Below are 18274 nucleotides of genomic sequence, written 5' to 3'. Positions count from 1 at the left end.
GATCCGATCCCTCACGTCCACCGCCGCACCGACCGCATACGCATCACTCACGCACGTCAAGGCGTCCTACCGTGGCCGAGGGGCTGACTCCAATCACGGCTCGTGGCTTGGCCCAAGGGAGGCGTCCTCTCGCAGAGCCACTCCGCGAGGACCATTACTCGCCAAGTCCACATCGCCTCGGGACAAACTGCTGATCCGATGGGAAACCGCTGGCAAAATGGCCACTTGGATGGACTGCGCGGCAGTCGGGGGAGCAAGGAGCAGTGGGTGGGGACGACGATTAGCGGCCGGTTTCTGTTGCTCCCTCAGGAGGCGCGTCCGGGGGGATTGTCCGAGGTCCGCAAAGCCGTGGACATCAAGAGCGCTGGCGGTGACCACGTCGCTGTGAAGCTGCTCAAACAGCGCGAGGACGACGCGATCACCCGGATCTTCCTTGAGCGGGAGACCTCGGCGCTCAAGGCACTGAACCACCCCCACATCGTGCGGATGCTCGACTCTGGCTGGGATCAAGGGCTGGAGCGGTACTTCATCGCCCTGGAGTGGATCGACCGCAGCCTCAAGGACGAGATGGCAGATGGCCGTCCCCTTGACTGGCCGGCCTACTTCACACACATAGGCGGACCACTGGCTTCCGCTCTCGCATATGCCCACGAGAAGGAGATCGAGCATCGTGATCTGAAACCGGGAAATGTCCTGCTGGCCAGTGACGGCACGGTCAAGCTCGCCGACTTCGGGATCGCCAAGATCTTGTCCAAGGCCGCGGCCGTGACCGACGAGACGGTCGCGGACTTCCGATCCGCCCTGTACTCGCCGCCCGAGCAGAGCGAGGCAGTCCCGTATGTCCGTGACGTGTACGCCTACGCGGTCCTGGCCATTCAGGTCCTCTCCCGCAGTCAGGCGCATGACTACCACGATCTGGCGACGGTACTTGACGGTCTGGAACTCGACACCGAGATTCGCAACGTCCTCAGAACCTGCATCGACCTCGACCCCAAGAAGCGGCCGGCCAACGCCATCGTCCTGGAACACCGGCTCCTGGAGGCCGAGCGGGTCTGCGAAAACCGTGATGCCCGCCAACGCAACGCGCTCTGGCTGAAGATGACCCGCCGCGCGGCCGAAAGCCTGAGCGCAGCCGCAGCCGGAGAAGAGATCGATTGGGATGCGGTGAAGAACACGGTGCTGGCGGACATCTCCGGCACCGTTCACGTCGACTACGGCTACAACGCGCAGAGCGACGAGGTCGACACCGGCACGGTGCGGGTGTTCGGCCAGAGTCTGTTTCTGCGTCTGGTCCACGACGAGGATCAACGCGACCGGTGCGTCATCGTCTCGGCGGAGGAACGGGCAGAGGAATGGATGGCCAAGCGCCGTGCGTCCGCCCTCAAATTCGACCCCATCCTTACCTGGACGTTCAACGACCCGGGTGAGGACCCGGCGTACGACGGCCTCAACCTGCTGCTGGACAACCTCAACGCGGAACTGGACGCGCGCGAGGCCGTGGCCAAGGAGGGCAAGCGTCAGCAACTCGGCGACCTGTTCGACGGCTGGCGCCGTGTCCTGGAAGCTCGCGAGGAGGTAGCGGCCAACGGGCGGCAGCCGATCCAGTACGAACGGTTGGAAGGTGGTGGCCGCACCCGGGTCTTCCATCTCGCCTCGCCCGACACCACTGCCGAAATCGGCGAAGAGTGGTCCGTCGCGGAGTACCCCTACAGCCGGCCCATCGACCGTGGCGAGATCACCAACCGCACTGACGACACCGTCGTCCTGCGGATGACGCGTCCCCAGGCCGTCCTGCCCGCCCGAGGTGTACTGCTGCCCTTCCTTGGACCCAGCCAGAACGCGATCAACCGGCAGCGCGACGCACTTACCGCAGTCGCCGCTGGGCAGACTGCCAATCTCGACCTACGGCAGATCATCGATAACCCCGGAGCCCTCAAGGTCGGCCCGCCCACCGAGGTCACCACCTGGGTCCGTGCCGATCTCGACCAGAGCAAACGAGACGTCGTCGCCCACGCCCTGGGCACTCAGGACCTACTGCTCGTCGAGGGACCACCCGGCACCGGCAAGACCACCGTGATCGCTGAGATCGTAGAGCAGACCCTCAGCAGGCATCCCACCGCCCGCATCCTCATCGTCAGCCAGACCCACATCGCCATCGACAACGCCCTCAAGCGCCTTGAAGACGCCGGCATCACCGAACTCGTCCGCCTCGGCCGCGTCGATGATCCACGCGTCGCCGAAAGCGCCCAGCCGTTGCTGCTCGACCGGCAAGTCAAGAAGTGGACCCAGGGTGTCCGGACGCGCGCAGAGCGGCATCTGGAGAGCGTGGCCGCCAACAGCGGCCAGCAGCCCAACCACCTCAAGGCGGCCCTGGTGCTGGAAGAACTCGCCGCCGTGGCCGCCGACCTAGCACATGTGACGACCCGTCTCGACGAGCTGGCGAACCAGCCTGTACCTGAGCGCACCACCTCCGCCAGGGAGCTCGGCGAGGAAGTCGTCACCACCCGGGCCCGCCGAGAACAACTCCTCGAACAACGGGCAGAGCTGTTTGCCGAAGTGCAGTCCATGCTCGACGGCGAACTCACCCTCCGCGAGGAAATGAGTGCCGCAGACGTCCGCGACGTCGTCGAGGTGCTCCTCGGCCCGGCCGGGACAGGCAGGGAACTGATGCATCTGCTGCGTCTTCAGGGCGAATGGCTGCAGCGAATCGGCACCGACCAGAACCTGATCGCGGGCTTCCTTCGCACCCGGCGCGTCATCGGCGGAACCGCACTCGGCTTCCTCGGTCACCCAGCGGCCCGGGATCTCGAATTCGACCTGTGCATCTTCGACGAGGCGTCCAAGGCGACCGCGACTGAGGCGCTGGTACCAATGGCCAGGGCCAAGAGGTGGGTGCTGGTCGGCGACACCAACCAGCTGCCTCCCATCGATGAAGATCTGCTGCGCGACGAAAAGATCATGGCCGATCACCAGCTCATCCCCGAGCTGGTGAAAACCACCCTGTTCCAATACTTCGCCAACTCCACCAAGTCACCCGTCAAGCACCTGTTGCGCGAGCAGTACCGGATGACCCCGGCGATCGGCAACATGATCAGCAGTTGCTTCTACGACAACAAACTGATCTCGCCCAACGACCATGTCCTCCCCGGCTACAGCACGGTCAACAAACCCGTCCTGTGGCTGGACACCAGCGCCCTGCCGAACCGCCGCGAAGACGAGCAGTCCGCCGCACAGACCAGCATCTCCAACCGCCTTGAGGGCCAACTCGCGATGCGACGCCTGGAAGTCATCGACCGGGCCATCGACAAGGGGGTGATCAAGACTCCCGACGGCAAGCGCCTCGACGTCCTGCTGATCGCCCCCTACGGCCGCCAGGTCGAAGAACTCACCAAACGCCTAGCCTCCCTGAGGCTCAAGCACATCGCTCCAGAAGTGCTCTCCGTCGACGCGGTACAGGGTCGAGAATGCGATCTCGTCGTCTTCTCCGTGACCCGCAGCAACGTCAGCGGCCGCTTCGGGTTCCTCGGCCAGCCCTACTGGCGCCGCATCAACGTCGCACTATCCCGCGCCCGCTACGGACTGATCATCGTCGGCGACGCTGGCTTCTGCCGCAGCAAGCCCGGCGCCCTGCGCGACGTACTCGACTACATGAGCGGCCACCCGGAAGACTGCGAGATCCGCAATGCCTACCTCTAGCCCCGCCTTCGGCGACGACAGCCTCCTGGCCCTCCGCTTCCACAACACCCGTCCCGGACTCGAACTCATCCAGATCGCCGACGCCGCACTGCCTGTCGCCCGGATCACCGCCGAGGTCCTCGCCCAGGACAGCAAGGACCTCCCGCTCATGGAGGAATTCGTACTGCGGCTGGTTGACCACAACGTGAGCAGCGCGCGGGGCATCGCCGGCCTACTCGGCCTGCCCGAAAACATGGTCGACCGGACCGTCGCCGTGCTGTTCGGCTCGGACGACCTCAAATGGGGCCGCCCCACCGCCGAAGATGCAAGCCGGACCCCCAGCCTGCGGCTCACAGACAAGGGCCATCTCACCGCCCAGCAGGCCGCCGCGGTAGCGCCCGTGCGGGTCAACCAGCCTCTCGTCTACGACCAAATGCTGTGGAAAGTAGCGCCCTACGACCGCCGCACCACCGTCCCGCGCGGGCAGGCCGAGGAAAACGGCATGATCATGCTGCCCGTCGCCAGGTCCGGGCCTGTCAACGACGGAGACATCACCGCAGCCGAAATCACCGCTCTGCTCCGCGAGAACGGCAACAACAAACGCGAAGTCCTCCAGGTCAAAGGCATCTCCCAGGCCCCAGCCCGCCGTGTCCTGCCGGTCAAACTCCTGGTGTACGCCGACGCAGACCGTACCGACGTCGAAGTCGGCATCGTTGTCGACGGCGAACTCAGTCAGGCCCACGAACTCGCCCTTATCGGCCAAGGTGGTGCCAAGGCCCTCGGCATCACCGTCGCGCCGCCCCCCGAACGCCCTCTCCTGGACCCCGACCTTGAAAAGGCCCGCGTACCGCTGCTGGAGGTCACCCAGCAGCGTGCAGAACAGGCCGCATTCCAGCTCGGCGTTCACGCCCCCACGCCGGGTCCGCCGGAAGTTCAACAGCCACAGGCAGACGAGATCCGAGCCATCGGCGTCTTCGAGCACCCGGACGTCCTCGACGACGCCCTCTCCAACGCTCGCCGCCGACTCCTGATTATCTCACCGTGGATCAAGAACGCGATCATCACTACCGACTTCCTCAGCAAACTCGAACGACGGGTCAAACGAGGCGTCAAAGTGGACATTGCATACGGCTACGAGGAGAACGACACCAAGACCGACCCGGCCTCCGTCCGTAAACTCACCAACCTGGCCGACCGCTACCGCGACAAACTCAACTTCACACGTCTGAAGAGCACCCACGCAAAGGTTCTCGTCTACGACGACGTCTGGGTGACCACGTCCTTCAACTGGCTCTCTTTCAAAGGTGACCCCGAACGCACCTATCGCATGGAAGAAGGAAGCCTCGTCCGCAACCGCCAGATCGCCGACACCCAGTACGCCCGCTACCTTGAGCTGATCGCCGACCAGCGCCGATAACTCGGCCAAGGCGCCACCTCAACCTTCGCCTAACTACCTGCAGTTGGAGTCTCCTTCGAGTCGGCGGCATAAGTCGCGGGCCGCTGTCTCATCCGAAGGTGAGTTCGCGGAAGGCGTTGCGGATCTCGGTGAGGGGCTGGCGGTCGCGGGTGTAGTAGAGCTTGTTGGTCAGCAGTACGGCCCATCGCCCCTGGCCGGGGGACATCCACATGCCGGTTCCGGTGAAGCCGTAGTGCACCCAGACATCCTGCGTCGGCTCGGTACCGGAAGCTGGGTGCCAGAACAGGCCGCGTACGGGCTCCAGTTCACCGGTCTGGATCGTCAGCGACTCAGCCGCCCACGCCGGCCCGAAGATGGCCTGCTCAGATGCAGAAGTTCCGCCCAGCATGTAACGCAGGAAAACAGCGAGATCGTCGAGGACAGTGAAGGCACCGGCGATGCCGCACACGCCGCCCAGGAGTCGTGCAGAGAAGTCGTGGGCGACGCCTTTGAGGTGAGTGCCGGTGTCCTGGTCGAGTTCGGTCGGCGCACACCGCGCGGCGATCTCCGAGGACAGCGGCCCGAACCGGGTGGTGTTCATACCCAGCGGCTGCCAGATCCGCTCCGTGGCGAGTTGGTCAAGGCGCTGGCCCGAGAGGTGTTCGGCGAGATAGCCGAGGATGAGGGCAGCCCGGTCGGTGTACTCGACGGCCTCTCCGGGCTGGCGGTGCAGTGCTTCCCTCAGTACGCCATCGCGGATGTCCTGCGGGTCGCTGCCGTAGAGGTTTCTGAGCTGGGCCCGCAGGGGGACGCCGGCCGTGTGGGTCAGCAACTGGCGGGCGGTTACCGATCCGAGCGCGTGGCCTTCGGCCTCGGGCCAGAAGGTGCCCAGGCAAGAGTCGAGGTCGAGCTTGCCTTCTTCCCAGAGGGAGCCGATGGAGGACCACACGGCGAGGATCTTGGTGAGGCTGGCGGCGTCGAAGACGGTGTCGGGCCGCATCGGCGCGTCCGGTTGCTCGGGGTCGAGGACCCCTGTGGTGCCGTGGACGTGAGTTCCGGCGGCGTCTCCGACGGCCCATACAGCGCCGGGGTAGACCTTGTCGCGGACGCCTTCGCTCAGGAGCTGTTCGATGCGGTCGGTGCGGTACGTCATGGTCTCCCTGTTCGCAGTGGGCATCCCGTCGGTCAGCGTAGTGACGCGGATGGGATGAGTGGAGGAACGGCGTGCTGAGCTGCCCTCATGGCAGGCCGGTTACCTCCTGTGCCGAACGGTCCCGTTTCTGAACCTGCTCAGGAGAGTTGGTGGCCGAGGTCGATGAGGGCTTGCGCGGTAGTCGAGAGCGGGTAACGGGTGGCGTTCGCGTAGCCCGCCTGCCGCAGCGCGGAGAGCAGGCCGGGAGAGGTTCGCAGCCGATCCAGATCGCGGGCGAGGGCGGCCGAGTTGGTGAAGTCGGTGGCTACGCCGGTCGCGGCGAGGGCCTCGCTGAGGCCCGGTACGGGTTGGTAGAGGACGGGCAGTCCACAGGCTTGGGCCTCCAGCGCGACCAAGCCCATGGCCTCCAAGGTGGTGGACGGCATGACCAGTACGTCGTGCTCGGCGAACGCCTTCCACAGTTGTTGACGGGGTAGCCACCCGAGGTAGTGGGCCCTCACGCCAGCCCGTTTCAACAGCGGGGCCAGGGCGTGGAATTGGGCCCGGGGCGCGGCGATGCTCAGCTCGACACCTGGCACAGGGGCCAAGCCCTTGATTAGGGCCGCCACGCCCTTCTCGGCGGTCAGCCGTCCTGCGTACAGCAGTCGTAGGTGGCTGGTGGAGGCGTGGGTTGGTCGGGGCGGCGGAGCGGTGAGCAGGTGGTCGGGGATGCCCCAGGGGATGTGGGTGATCTTCCGACGGTCGGTCTGCGGGGCGAGCTTGAGCAAGCGGTCGGCCATTGCCTCTGTCGGTACGACGATGGCGTCGGCGGCTCTGGCGGTCTCGCGCAGGACTCGGAGTTGATCGCGGTGGGTCTCGGCGAAGATCAGGTCGGTGCCGTGGACCAGGGCGATGCGGGGATGCAGGGGCAGGGCTCGGATCAGGGCTGGGGTGGCGCCGAACGCCAGGTGCTGGAGGTGCAGGACGCCGATCTGGTTTGGGTCGATCGCGGCTGTGAGGGCCCTGCGTAGGGCTGTGACGTAGTTGCCGAAGGCCGGGCCTTCCAGGCATTTGCCGGCCACGGGCAATAGGTCGAGCCCAGCGGGGGGAAGGCGACTCGGGTTGGACGGGCCGAGCATGAACGCGCGTGCGGGGATGAGGGGGCGGTCTCCCGTGTAGAGGTCGAGGAAGAGTTCGACGCTGCCGCCAGGACTTCCGGCGGGCAGGTCCAGCAGGGTGGCGGCCAGTGGCCCGGCGGCTGAGCGGGGACTCACAGGACTCATCCGGGGATCTCCTCGTAGAGGCGGGAGATGTCGATGCCGTCGGTAGCCGCGTACTTGGAAAGCTGCTGCTGGTAGCTGGCTGGCGTGCCGAAGGCGGTGAGGAAGACGAGCTTGCCGAAGGTCATCCCCGGATAGACCCGGACGGGCTTGGCGGCGCGGATCTCCAACGTCCAGCGAATGGCGTGGCCTTGGTGGCCGAGCGGGGCGGAGACGTGGACCCAGATGCCGAGTGCGCCGATGGTGCGGTCGCCGTTGAGCATCTGCGCGTACGTCTCCGAACCGGTCTTCTCCAGCGTGACACCGAGGTAGAGCACCTCCGGCTTGAGCACCAAGCCCGTTGCGGGGATGACCTGTTCGACGAATGCGGTGGGGGCGGCGGCGTCCAGTTCACCGGCGCAGACGCGAAGAGTGTCGCCGAGCCGCCAGTCGTAGGCGTTCGGGGAGAGACGGGCGGGATCGTACGGCTCGATCGTGATCTCGCCAGCCTGAAGGGCGGCTCTGATCGCGGGGCGGGTCAGGATCACGAGGCGACCGCCTTCACCGGAGCGACGTCCCGCCAGTACCTCGACGGCTGCGGACCTGTGGCGGCCTGGTACTTGCCTTGGTAGGGGTCGATTTCACCGGTAGAGACGAAGAACATGATCTGCGCGATCTTCATGCCGGCGTACACCCGTAGCGGACGGACTGGCGAGAGCATCAGCGTCCACTGGCCGTGGAAGCCGATGTCGCCGATGGGGGCGGTGATTTCGACGAAGAGGCCGAGCCTGCCGACCGAGGAGCGACCGAACAGCAGCGGTACGAAGGAGTTGGAGCCGACCTGTTCGAGGGTGTGCCCGAGGTACAACTCGCCGGGCTGGAGCACGTACCCGTCCTTCCCGATCTCCATCTCACAGGTGGAGTTGGGGTGGTGGGAGTCGATCACGGTGTCCACGTAGGTCAGCAGGGTGGGACCGAGGCGGACGTTGTAGCTGTTGGGGTTGACCTGTTCCAACTCGAAGGGGTCGATGGTCAGGCGACCGTCGCGGGCAGCGGCGGTGATCTCGGGGCCGGTGAGGATCACTGCTCGCCTCCCAAGGTGGCGCCGCCGGGCAAGGTGGTGGCCAGGACGCGGCGTACTGCTTGGCTGAGCCGGAGCCCGGCTTGATGTGTTCGGCCGCCCAGATGGCTGTCGGCGAGGTAGCCCGTCGTCAGCACGCTGCTCATCGCCGACGGAAGAGGCGTGGGAGCGATGACCAACGGGCCCACGCATTCAGCGAGTTGCGTGAGCAGCTTGTCGTGGTCCTGGGCGTGCTCGTCAGGAAGGACGGCGTGGACGAGTTGGTTGTCGAAGGGCTCGATGGCCAACAGGTCGCCGAGGGTGAGCACTTCGCCGAGCGGTACGGAACGGAGCGCGGTCTCGTTGAGGATCACCGCGTCTGCGCCGAGGCCGGAGTGGAGTCGGCCGGCGATCTCTCGCAGCAGACGGCTGCGGTCCAACTCCCCATTGCGGTAGGGCTCGTTCACGGTTCCGAGCGGACTCGCCAGCTTCCGGCTGAAGAGGGAGATCCTCTCCCGCACCGTGGCGAGGTCTTCGGGAACTGCGGTGGCGTTGGGAAAGGTGCATGTGCGGGCGGCCCAGCCGCTGCCGCCCGGTTCTGCGGTGGCGTAGCCGACGCCGAGTTCGCGTCCCTTGACGACCAAGGTGTTGCCGATGCGCACAGGGCCGTAGGTGTCGCTGTGGCAGTGGCCGGCGAAGATGACGTCCGCGAACGGGCAGGCGGCGGCCAGCTTCAGGTCCTCCTCGAAGCCGGAGTGGGACAACACGATCCAGGCGTCGGCTCGGTGGTGGTTCTCCAGCATCACCTCGCGCAGGGCATGAGCCGGGTTGGTGACGTGGTGGCCCGTGCGGTCGCGGGTGGGGATCGTGTTGAACGCCTGGGGGCCCATCACCGCGGTGATGGCGACCCGTTGGCCGCTGATCCGCTTGATGCGTACTTGGTCGAAGAGGGGTTTGCCGTTGGCGTCGGAGGCGTTGGCGCACACGGTCATCTCGTGCAGCCCTGGTTCGAAGTAGTGCGGCCAGCCGTGATTTCCGGGTGCGAGCAGGTCGTACAGGCTGGTGAGGATCTCGCGCTCGATCTGGCCTTTGCCGAAGCGGTAGTAGCCGCTTCCTTCGAAGAAGTCGCCGCAGTCCATGATCAGGCTCTCGGCCCTGGCGGCGTGGAGGTGGGTGAGCATCGGCGTGGTCGCGTCGAAGGCCGAGTGGACGTCGGTCGTAGCGATGATCTTCCGTAACTGTCGGCTCATGGGGTGACCTCGCAGATGTCGGCGCCGAGGGCGTGCAGTTTGGTGGGCAGGTCGGCGTGTCCGCGGCGGAGTTGGTCGAGGCCGCCCAGCGTGGTGACACCGCGTGCGGTGAGGCCGGCGATGAGGAGGGCGGAGCCCGTGCGGATGTCGGTGGCCTCCACTCCGGTGCCGGTCAACTGCTGCGGGCCGGTGAGACGGCACTTGGTGGGCGACAGGTCGTGGATCTCGGCGCCGAGGCGGGCGAATTGGGGCAGGAGGTTGCCGTGGCGGCCGGGGTTGATGGTGTCGGAGAAGAGGTGGGTGCCGGGGCGGGTGAGAGCCAAGGCCATCAGGGACGGTTCGAAGTCGGCGTCCAGGCCGGCGGGGGCGAGGGAAGCGACGGCTCGTAGCGGCCTGCTGGTGAGCCGGGTGTCGTGGGCATGGATGGTCAGTACGTCGTCGTCGGTGCTGGCTGGCACACCGAGCTGCCGCAGGGCCCTGATCAGCGGAACGACGTCGCCGCCGCGAACGCCACAGATATGTGCGTAGCCGCCCGTTGCTGCGATCGCACAAGCCAGCGTGCCTGCCTCGATCTTGTCGCCGGGCACCTTCCAGGCGATGGGCTCCGCAGGGGCAGACGCTGGTGGTGCGAGCAAGAGGAGGGACTCGCCGACTCGGCACTGCCATCCGGCCAGCCGTAGCGCCTCTACGACGCTGAGGACTTCCGGCGAGAGGTTGGGTCCTCCCAGCCGCAGTGGCCGTCCGCCCACGACGGCGCGCAGGACGGCGGCGATGGTCGCGCCTCGGGAGCGGAAGGGCAGCATGATCGAGACCGTTCCGGTCCGTGCGGCGGCTGCTTCCACGAGGTAGCCCCGGTCGTCGACGGTCGTACGGTCGCCGAAGTGCTCGTAGACCGTGAAGTGCTGTTCCATGCCGCGTTCCCCGATCCGGCACCCGCCTGGCCAGGGAAGTCGGGCCCGACCGTAGGCGCCGAGCAACGCTGGTACGAGGTAGTACGAGGCTCGGATGCGTGCGGCGGTTTCGGGGTCGGGCCCCGGTTGCGGCCTGTCGCTGGGCAGGATGACCGCGGTGTGCGGATCGGTGACGGGGCGGGCCGTGTGCCAGCCGGACTGCTGGAGCAGGGTGAGCATCGTTTCGACGTCGGTGTTCGCCGGGACGTTGCCCAGGTGTACCGGACGGTGCAGGGCCGCGGCAGCGGCCAGGAGGGGCAGGGCCGCGTTCTTGGACCCGTCGACTGTCACGGAACCGGTGAGAGAGGTGCCGGGCCGGATAGCGACCACTTCGGCGGCGACCGGGGGAATCCTTACGGCTGTCAACCGTCAACTCCTTTGCAGGGGAAGGCATCGTGAGAGCTGGTCCGGGCCACTGACCTTGAACTCGGCCCAGCACCGCTTGCCGGACGGCAGCAGGTCGATCCCGTGGCGGTCCGCGAGGGCGGCGACGATGAACAGGCCGCGTCCGCCCTCCTCGTCCACGTCCGGCAGTCCGACCTGTGGGGCCTTGGAGCTGGCATCGGTCACCTCGATCAGCAGGCGTTCGTCGTTCAAGCGAGCGCCGGCCGAGATAGGGCCGTGCCCCGCGTGCCGTACCGCGTTGGCGAGCAACTCTGCGGCGACCAACTCCGCTGTCTCCAGGAGTTCCTGATCGAGAGAGGCGTCCCAGGCCCGTATCCCGATGGCGAGTTGCTGCCGCGCGGAGCTGGCGGCAACAGGTGTGCCGTGAACGGGCAAATGGATCTGATGCGCTTCCATGAGCGGCCTCCTGGATCGGTGTGGCAGCTCCACGCAACCGCTTCGGAGGCAGGCGAGGCCACGCCGTGTGCCAGCGCCGCATGACTTATGCAGGAGCTGCATCGCAGTCAATTGCCTCTCGGTTACGCTCGGTTGAGCAGGCAGGATCGGCGACGGCAGAAGGGGCCGTGGCACAGATGGCCGAGGCACAGAGTGAAGCGAGACGGATCGGCGAAGTGATCCGTCAGGCCCGCGTGTTACAGCGGCGTTCACAGACGGAGGTTGCCGCCGCCCTGGGGTACCACCAGTCGAAGGTGAGCCGTCTGGAGAGCGGCAGGGGCACCGAGGACGTGCGCACGCTGCGCGAGATCGCGCAGGTGCTGGACATTCCACTGGACCGTCTCGGTCTCGCCGCCTCCTCCGACACCAGCCCCGCCGACCCCGGAACAGAGGACATGCACCGCCGTACCTTCCTGGCCGCGAGCGTCGCAGCTCTCGCGGCTCCGCCGTCGTCCACCGCAGCACATTTCGACCTGGTACAGGTCCTGCTGCCAGGCACTATCCCTGCTGCTACCGGGCAAGCCCTGGAAATCGACGAGCTACGGGATCGGACACGGGACGTACGCCGGATGTTCTGCACGTGCGACTACACGGATCTGGAGCGGACGCTGCCGGGTCTGATCGCCGACCTGCGTCATGCCGCCGGCGGCTCATCCGGCTCGGCGGAGGCGTCCGGGTTGCTCGCCACCGCGTACCAGACGTCGGTGAGTCTGCTGCTGAAGCGAGCCGATCAGGGCAACGCCTGGCTCGCGGCCGGCCGGGCCATGGCCGAGGCGGAACGATCCGGGGATCCCATCGTCCTCGCCGCCAGTGTGCGCGTTCACGCCCACGTCCTCGTGCGCGAGAAGCACACCGCCCAGGCCGTGAACATGGTCCGCCACACTGCCGACCAGCTCACCGGTTCCTACGACCAGCGCTCACCCCGGTACCTGGCAGCGGTCGGTCTGCTGTTGCTCCGCGGGGCGACCGCCGCCAGCAGAAACGGCAACCGCGCCACCACCCAGGACTTCCTCACCGAGGCCAAAGAGGTGGCGCGCTACGTCTCCTTCGACCGACCCGACGCGTGGGCAAACTTCAGCCCCACCAACGTGGCCCTGCACGAGATCAGCGCGGCCGTCTCCTTCGGCGACGCCGGCATCGCCCTGGAAACCGCGCGCCCCCTCATGCGGCGCCACATTCCCGTCCCCGAGCGCCGGGCCGCGCTCTGGGTGGAGACCGCCCGCGCCTACAGTCAGCAGGGCAGACTCGCCGACGGCTACCAGGCCCTGCGTATCGCCGAGAGCTGTGCGGCACAGGACATCCGCCGCCCGGCCGTACGCGAACTGGTCGCCGACATGGCAGCCCGCGACCGCCGCCGGGCACTGCCCGAGCTGCACCACTTCAGCCGCCAACTGGGAGTGCCCGCGTGAGTGACCAGCCCGACAAGCCGTTCCTCCAGATCGTCGTCTGCGCGGCCGGAGTCGCCACCGACGTCGGCAAGCTGATCACCGCAGCACAGGAACGGAACTGGGACGTCGGTGTCGTCGCCACCCCGCAAGGACTCGGATTCCTCGACGTCGAGGCGGTCGAGGCGCAGACCGGTCTCCCCATCCGCTCGGCCTGGCGAACACCGGACCAACCGCGCCCGACCCGCCCCGCGGACGCGATCGCGGTCGCCCCGGCCAGCTTCAACACCGTCAACAAGTGGGCCGCCGGGATCTCCGACAACCTCGCGCTGGGCATCCTTTGCGAAGCACCCGCCATGGGCGTACCGGTGGCCGTGCTGCCGTACCTGAACTCGGCCCAGGCCGCCCACCCCGCTTACCAGCAGAGTCTGGAGCGGCTGCGTGAGATGGGCGTCCTGATCGGGTCGTACGAGCCTCATCGGCCGAAGGCTGGCGGCGGAGCCGACCGCTACCGCTGGGAGGAAGCGCTGGAGTTGCTCGCCCCCAAGCTGTCCGCGCGGTCGTGATGCGTGCCCATGCCACACCGCGCACCCGCTCACTCAAACCCCCGAAAACGAAGCAGCGCCCGAGCCAGCCGAAGCCGACCCGGACGCCGCACAGCAGGTCAGAGGGGATATCCTCCGCCCACCACCGGTAGACCCTGTGGGACTCGAACCCACAACCAATGGATTAAAAGTCCACTGCTCTGCCAATTGAGCTAAGGGTCCTCGCGATGTTGCCTCCCCGAGCATAGCGGGAGGTGGCCGTGTCTCCGATCGGGTATCGGGGACACGGCCGCGCCGGACGGCAGAACAGGGTGCGAGCAGGGCCGGGACGAGGGACCGACTGGTCCGGAAGTGCTACGGATCCACCGGTTCGGGCGCCCCGGCCCGCGCCGCCACCCGTGCCTTCGTGCGGGCGTGTTCCGGGTTCAGGAACCACTCCCGGGCCGAGGCGAACCACCAGGCCGCCGCGAAGCCGAGGACGACCAGTACCGCCACCGGCGCGTAGTTGAAGGTCTCCCAGGTGACCGGCGACACCTGCGGCAGCATGAACAGCACGGTGATCACGATCACCCACACCACCGACACCGTCCCGATCAGCCGCGACCACCGGCCCAGATGCCACGGCCCGCGCTGGAAGTCGTCCCCCTTGCCCAGCCGCAGCAGCGTCGGGATGACGTACGCGATGTAGAGGCCGATCACGGCCACCGACGTCACCGCCGCGTACGCCGTGTAATTGATCAGGTAGGGGAGGCCGAGCACCAACGCGCCCCCCGCCGCCAGCCACACCGCCGCCACCGGCGTCCGCGTGCGCGGGCTGACCGTGTGCCAGACGTGGGAGAACGGGAGCGCGCCGTCGCGTGAGAAGGCGTAGATCATGCGGCTGTTGGCCGTCACCGACGCCATCCCGCAGAAGAGCTGCGCGCCGATCACCACCAGGAGCAGGAGCTTGCCGGACGTCGCTCCCAGGGCGTCGAGGAGGATCTGGGCCGGGGGTGCGCCCGTCGCCGACTTCAACTCCCCGTTGTACGACTGGATCGCGTACGTGAAGCCCAGGAGGAGGACGAAGCCGGCTATCCACGACGTCCAGATCGAGCGGACGATGCCCTTCGGGCCCGCCGTCGACGCGTCGTGGGTCTCCTCCGTCATGTGGGCGGAGGCGTCGTAGCCGGTGAAGGTGTACTGCGCCATCAGCAGGCCCAGCAACACGACGTAAACGCCGCTGCCCCAGCCCGTGTTGTTCACGAACTTCGTGAAGACGAAGGTCGTCGACTGGTGGTGGTCGGGGACGAAGGTCAGCGCGCCGACGATCACGCCGACGCCCAGCACGTGCCACCACACGCTCACGTTGTTGAGGAGGGCGACGATCTTCACGCCGAAGGTGTTCAGCAGCCCGTGCAGGATCAGGATCGCCGCGAAGAGGAGGACCGTGCGGCCCGGCGTCACCTTGAAGTCGAACTGGAGGTTCAGGTACGCGCCCAGGAACGACGCCGCCCCGAAGTCGATGCCGGCCGTCACGGCGACCTGGCCGAGGACGTTGAACCAGCCCGTGAACCACGCCCAGGCCGCCGCCGTACGCGGGGGCGCCAGCCGGTGGGCCCAGAAGTACAGGCCGGCCGACGTCGGGTAGGCCGAGCAGATCTCGGCCATCGACAGGCCGACGAAGAGCGTCATCAGGCCTACGGCGACCCAGCCCCAGGTGATCACGGCCGGGCCGCCCGTGTTCATGCCGAAGAGGTAGAGGGTCAGGCAGCCGGACAGGACCGAGATGATCGTGAAGGAGACCGCGTAGTTGGAGAACGCCGACATGCGGCGGGCGAGAACCTGCGTATAGCCGAGCTGGGCAAGGCGTTCCTCGTCGGAGAGACCGGGAGCGTCTCCCTTTGACAGCCCACTCGCTATGGCGTCATCTGTCATGCCCCCAGCGATTCCCTCGCCGGGGGCGTGACATGCGCCACTTAAGGAATCGATAAGGACTCGATGTGGCTAAAAAATGCCCCTGTAGCCCAGCCACCCGCCCGAGATCTTCACCCGCGCCCCGAACGACCCCTTGCCGTCACCGCTGTTGCGGAACAGGTTGCCCGCCGAGTCCCGCTCGACCAGGTCCGCCTTTCCGTCCCCGGTGATGTCGCCGACACCGATGACCGCGTTGTACGAACCGCCCCACGCGGTGAACAGCTTCGCCCGTGCGCCGAACGTGCCGTGGCCGGTGCCGTAGTAGCGGTACACGGTGTTCGACCTGTCCTGGGCGATCAGGTCGCCGATGCCGTCGCCGTTGATGTCACCGACGCCGACGATCTTCTTGTACGTCTTCCAGTCGGCGTACAGCTTCACGCGCGCCGACAGCTTGCCCGTGCTCGTCCCCTTGTAGAGGTACACGGTGCCGGACGAGGCGGCCCGCGCGATCAGGTCGGGGCGGCCGTCGCCGCTGATGTCGCCGGGCGCGGTCAGCACGTCGTACTGGTTCCAGCCGCTGGTGCCGAGTGACGTGTACGACGTCGACGGCTTCAGCGCCGCATCGCAGACCGGCTTGTACAGGCGGAGCGCTCCGCTGCTCAGGCGGACCAGGACGTCGTTGCAGCGGTCGCCGCTCAGGTCGCCGAACGGGACCGCCTTCACGCTCGTCGGCCAACCCGTGCCGCTGACCTTCCCGGCGAACGTGCCCGTCCCCGTGCCCTGTTGGAAGGCCAGTGCCCCCGAGGAGTCGAGGGTGAGCAGGTCGGCGATGCCGTCCCGGCCGACGTGGTCCCGCCGCACGGGCGCGGCAGGCGTGCCGGCGGTCAGGAGGTGGATGCGCTCGGCGGAGTCCACGTAGGCCACACGGTTGGTGTACGGGTCCAGCGTCCAGCGGATACGCCGGTCCGAGCCGCCGGCGCGCTCGTCGAGGTTCGCTGTCACGGGCAGGTCGGCCACATCGGCGGTGACTGCCTTGCCGGAGGTGACGTCGGTGCGGACCAGCTTGCCGCGGGCGGTGTCGTGCCGGATCAGGAAGCCGTCGGCCAGCAGGGCGTCACCGGTCGGCACGGCCACCGAGCGTCCGCGAGAGCGGTCGAACACTCCCGCCTTCCCCTGGGTCGCGCAGGTCCAGTAGATCCAACGGGCGTACACCTGCAGCTCGTTGGGCGTGCAGGCGGAGCCGATGTTGACGTCCACGGCCGGTGTGGTGGAGCCGAGCCGGGTCATCGTCAGATGTCCGGCGGTGGACGCGGTGGTCCACAGCTGACCGTCCCGGAGCGTGGCGGTGGCCGCCGTGCGCGTGGCGGCGACCTGGTGATGCGTCCAGTCGTAGACGTACTGCTTGTGCGCGGTGCCGGAGATCACCGTGTACGAGCCGTCCGCCGTCACCACCTGGGCCCCGTCGAAGGACACGCTGTCCACCAGGCCGGAGGACGTGCGGTGGTGGATCGTTCCGGTCGAGCCGGGGCCGTCGTCGTAGACGACGGATCCGTCCGTCAGGCCGAAGGGGCGGTTGCAGGCGTACGCGACACCACACTGCTTGACCCAGCCGCCGGCCTGGCGCACCGGTCCGACCTGCGGCGGTGAACCCGCCGAGACCGTCCGCGAGTTCCACATGACGTCGTACGACGGCGACGTGGTCTGATCGGTGTACGTGAGCGTGCCGCCGGCCAGGGTCAGTCCGTCGACGGGCGCGGGCACCGGCGGAAGGTCGATGATCTCCCGGGACACCACCTCGCCCTCGGGTGATTCGGTGAGGCGCCGCACGCCCCAGTCCTGCGGACCCGAGCCCGCCTCGACAATGAGCGACCCGTCGGGCGCCTCCCGGAGGAATCCATCCATCGCGGGAAACAGCTGCCGCCACGTACCCCCGGTCAGAGGCATCGTCAGCAGCTCACGGGATTCGTCGTCGACCGCCACCACCTGGTCTCCGACGACGGAGAGCGAGACCTTGCCGACCGTGGGGGCGCCGGGGACCTGGGTCACCGGGCCGGCCGGGTCGTCCCGGCGCACCAGGCGGGCGCCAGCTCCCGGGTACCACCAGCCGACGTAGTCGTGGCTGAGGAAGGGGACCCTGGCGGACGTGGCCGGGTACGGGGCGAAGATCTTGGTGAGGGTCCCGTCCCGGACGTCGACGAGCACGAGCTGGTCGAGAAAGACCTGCGGGTCGTCCGTCGGCATGCGGTAGCGCAGCAGCAGGGAGCGGGCGTCCTTGGCACTCACCGCCAGGATCTTCGCGCCCTCGGGGAAGCCCGTCACCGGTTCGTCGGAGGTGCCGCCGTCGGCCGCCGGCTTGAGCAGGTGCAGCGAGCGTACGTTGACAAGAGAGCCCTCGTACGCGACGACCGCCACGCCCGCCGTGCCGGCCCACCTCAGGCCGGTGGGCAGGGTGACCGTGCCCCGGTCCGCGCCCGTGCCGATGTCGTGGAACCGGACGACGTACGGACTGCCCGTGGTCAGCTCGTACGCCGTGTCCGACTGTGCCAGTCCGAGAGGGCCCTGGATACCGTCCCACTGGGCGAGCTCGGTCACGTCCCGGGTCTGTCCCGTCGCGTAGTCGGTCCACTGCTGGTGGGCGGTGCCCTCCGGCTGCGAGAGCAGACCGGTGTCGCCGTAACCCTCCAGTACGGCGTTGCGCGGGTTGGTCCTGATCGCGGAGGGCAGCACGGTCTCACCCGCCACCCCGGCGGCCGACGCCGCCCCGACCACCCCTGGTGAACCCACGGCCAGCGCGAGAACGGCGGCCAGCGCCGCGCCCCCGAGCAGCCGCCGCCGTACGAACTTGCGGCCCTTCACGGAACCCCCCGGCCCCTCGACCCATGCCTGTGA

General features: G+C 67.6%; 13 protein-coding genes and 1 tRNA gene. 4 read left to right on the top strand and 10 right to left on the bottom strand.

Features of this window, described 5'->3' with window-relative positions:
- Positions 1-267 precede the first annotated feature (267 nt).
- Both ACGFY9_RS46790 and ACGFY9_RS46785 read left to right on the top strand, forming a co-directional pair.
- Positions 268-3696, top strand: coding sequence for an AAA domain-containing protein (locus ACGFY9_RS46790; RefSeq protein WP_393764943.1), 3429 nt, complete (start codon positions 268-270; stop codon positions 3694-3696).
- A gap of 148 nt (positions 3697-3844) precedes the next feature.
- Positions 3845-5092 (top strand): hypothetical protein, encoded by a 1248-nt coding sequence (locus ACGFY9_RS46785; RefSeq protein WP_393764941.1) that lies wholly within the window; start codon positions 3845-3847, stop codon positions 5090-5092.
- An 88-nt stretch (positions 5093-5180) separates the two neighbouring features.
- Here ACGFY9_RS46785 and ACGFY9_RS46780 read toward each other — a convergent pair whose 3' ends face one another.
- From ACGFY9_RS46780 to ACGFY9_RS46750, 7 genes are all read right to left on the bottom strand, one after another.
- Positions 5181-6224, bottom strand: a complete 1044-nt coding sequence (locus tag ACGFY9_RS46780; RefSeq protein WP_393765009.1) for a serine hydrolase domain-containing protein — start codon at positions 6222-6224, stop codon at positions 5181-5183.
- A 137-nt stretch (positions 6225-6361) separates the two neighbouring features.
- Entirely contained in the window at positions 6362-7486 is a 1125-nt protein-coding gene (locus ACGFY9_RS46775) for a glycosyltransferase family 4 protein (RefSeq protein WP_393764939.1), read from the bottom strand.
- Entirely contained in the window at positions 7483-8010 is a 528-nt protein-coding gene (locus tag ACGFY9_RS46770) for a deoxycytidine triphosphate deaminase (protein WP_393764937.1), read from the bottom strand. The genes ACGFY9_RS46775 and ACGFY9_RS46770 overlap by 4 nt, the downstream gene beginning before the upstream one ends.
- Positions 8007-8546: a dCTP deaminase gene (dcd, locus tag ACGFY9_RS46765; protein ID WP_393764935.1), complete on the bottom strand. Its 540-nt coding sequence runs from the start codon at positions 8544-8546 to the stop codon at positions 8007-8009. Before dcd ends, ACGFY9_RS46770 begins: the two co-directional genes overlap by 4 nt.
- Positions 8543-9772, bottom strand: coding sequence for a metallophosphoesterase (locus tag ACGFY9_RS46760; protein ID WP_393764933.1), 1230 nt, complete (start codon positions 9770-9772; stop codon positions 8543-8545). The genes dcd and ACGFY9_RS46760 overlap by 4 nt, the downstream gene beginning before the upstream one ends.
- Positions 9769-11052 carry a UDP-N-acetylglucosamine 1-carboxyvinyltransferase gene (locus ACGFY9_RS46755; protein WP_393765007.1) on the bottom strand — a complete coding sequence of 428 codons (1284 nt, stop codon included), beginning with the start codon at positions 11050-11052 and terminating at the stop codon, positions 9769-9771. Before ACGFY9_RS46755 ends, ACGFY9_RS46760 begins: the two co-directional genes overlap by 4 nt.
- 39 nt (positions 11053-11091) lie before the next feature.
- Positions 11092-11523: an ATP-binding protein gene (locus ACGFY9_RS46750; RefSeq protein WP_393764931.1), complete on the bottom strand. Its 432-nt coding sequence runs from the start codon at positions 11521-11523 to the stop codon at positions 11092-11094.
- Between the two features lie 176 nt (positions 11524-11699).
- On the opposite strand from ACGFY9_RS46750, the gene ACGFY9_RS46745 reads away from it, so the two are divergent.
- Together ACGFY9_RS46745 and ACGFY9_RS46740 are read left to right on the top strand one after the other, a co-directional pair.
- Positions 11700-12971, top strand: a complete 1272-nt coding sequence (locus ACGFY9_RS46745) for a helix-turn-helix domain-containing protein (protein WP_393764929.1) — start codon at positions 11700-11702, stop codon at positions 12969-12971.
- Positions 12968-13513, top strand: coding sequence for a flavoprotein (locus tag ACGFY9_RS46740; protein ID WP_393764927.1), 546 nt, complete (start codon positions 12968-12970; stop codon positions 13511-13513). The genes ACGFY9_RS46745 and ACGFY9_RS46740 overlap by 4 nt, the downstream gene beginning before the upstream one ends.
- Before the next feature lie 128 nt (positions 13514-13641).
- Here ACGFY9_RS46740 and ACGFY9_RS46735 read toward each other — a convergent pair.
- From ACGFY9_RS46735 to ACGFY9_RS46725, 3 genes are all read right to left on the bottom strand, one after another.
- Positions 13642-13714 (bottom strand) — tRNA-Lys (locus ACGFY9_RS46735).
- A gap of 132 nt (positions 13715-13846) precedes the next feature.
- On the bottom strand, positions 13847-15406 hold the full coding sequence (locus ACGFY9_RS46730; protein WP_393764925.1) for an amino acid permease: 1560 nt from the start codon (positions 15404-15406) through the stop codon (positions 13847-13849).
- A gap of 69 nt (positions 15407-15475) precedes the next feature.
- Positions 15476-18241 (bottom strand): FG-GAP repeat domain-containing protein, encoded by a 2766-nt coding sequence (locus tag ACGFY9_RS46725; protein ID WP_393764923.1) that lies wholly within the window; start codon positions 18239-18241, stop codon positions 15476-15478.
- Positions 18242-18274: the final 33 nt, after the last annotated feature.

It is taken from the genome of Streptomyces sp. NPDC048504, assembly GCF_043200035.1.
Taxonomy (GTDB): Bacteria; Actinomycetota; Actinomycetes; order Streptomycetales; family Streptomycetaceae; genus Streptomyces.
The sequence above is the reverse complement of the archived record's forward strand: the minus strand, read 5'-3'. Positions and strand labels throughout refer to the sequence as shown.

Coding starts and splice junctions, on each gene's coding strand:
- ACGFY9_RS46785 (WP_393764941.1), top strand. CDS start 3,845: ATGGAGGAATTCGTACTGCGGCTGGTTGACCACAACGTGAGCAGCGCG.
- ACGFY9_RS46780 (WP_393765009.1), bottom strand. CDS start 6,224: ATGACGTACCGCACCGACCGCATCGAACAGCTCCTGAGCGAAGGCGTC.
- ACGFY9_RS46775 (WP_393764939.1), bottom strand. CDS start 7,486: ATGAGTCCTGTGAGTCCCCGCTCAGCCGCCGGGCCACTGGCCGCCACC.
- ACGFY9_RS46760 (WP_393764933.1), bottom strand. CDS start 9,772: ATGAGCCGACAGTTACGGAAGATCATCGCTACGACCGACGTCCACTCG.
- ACGFY9_RS46750 (WP_393764931.1), bottom strand. CDS start 11,523: ATGGAAGCGCATCAGATCCATTTGCCCGTTCACGGCACACCTGTTGCC.
- ACGFY9_RS46745 (WP_393764929.1), top strand. CDS start 11,700: ATGGCCGAGGCACAGAGTGAAGCGAGACGGATCGGCGAAGTGATCCGT.
- ACGFY9_RS46730 (WP_393764925.1), bottom strand. CDS start 15,406: ATGACAGATGACGCCATAGCGAGTGGGCTGTCAAAGGGAGACGCTCCC.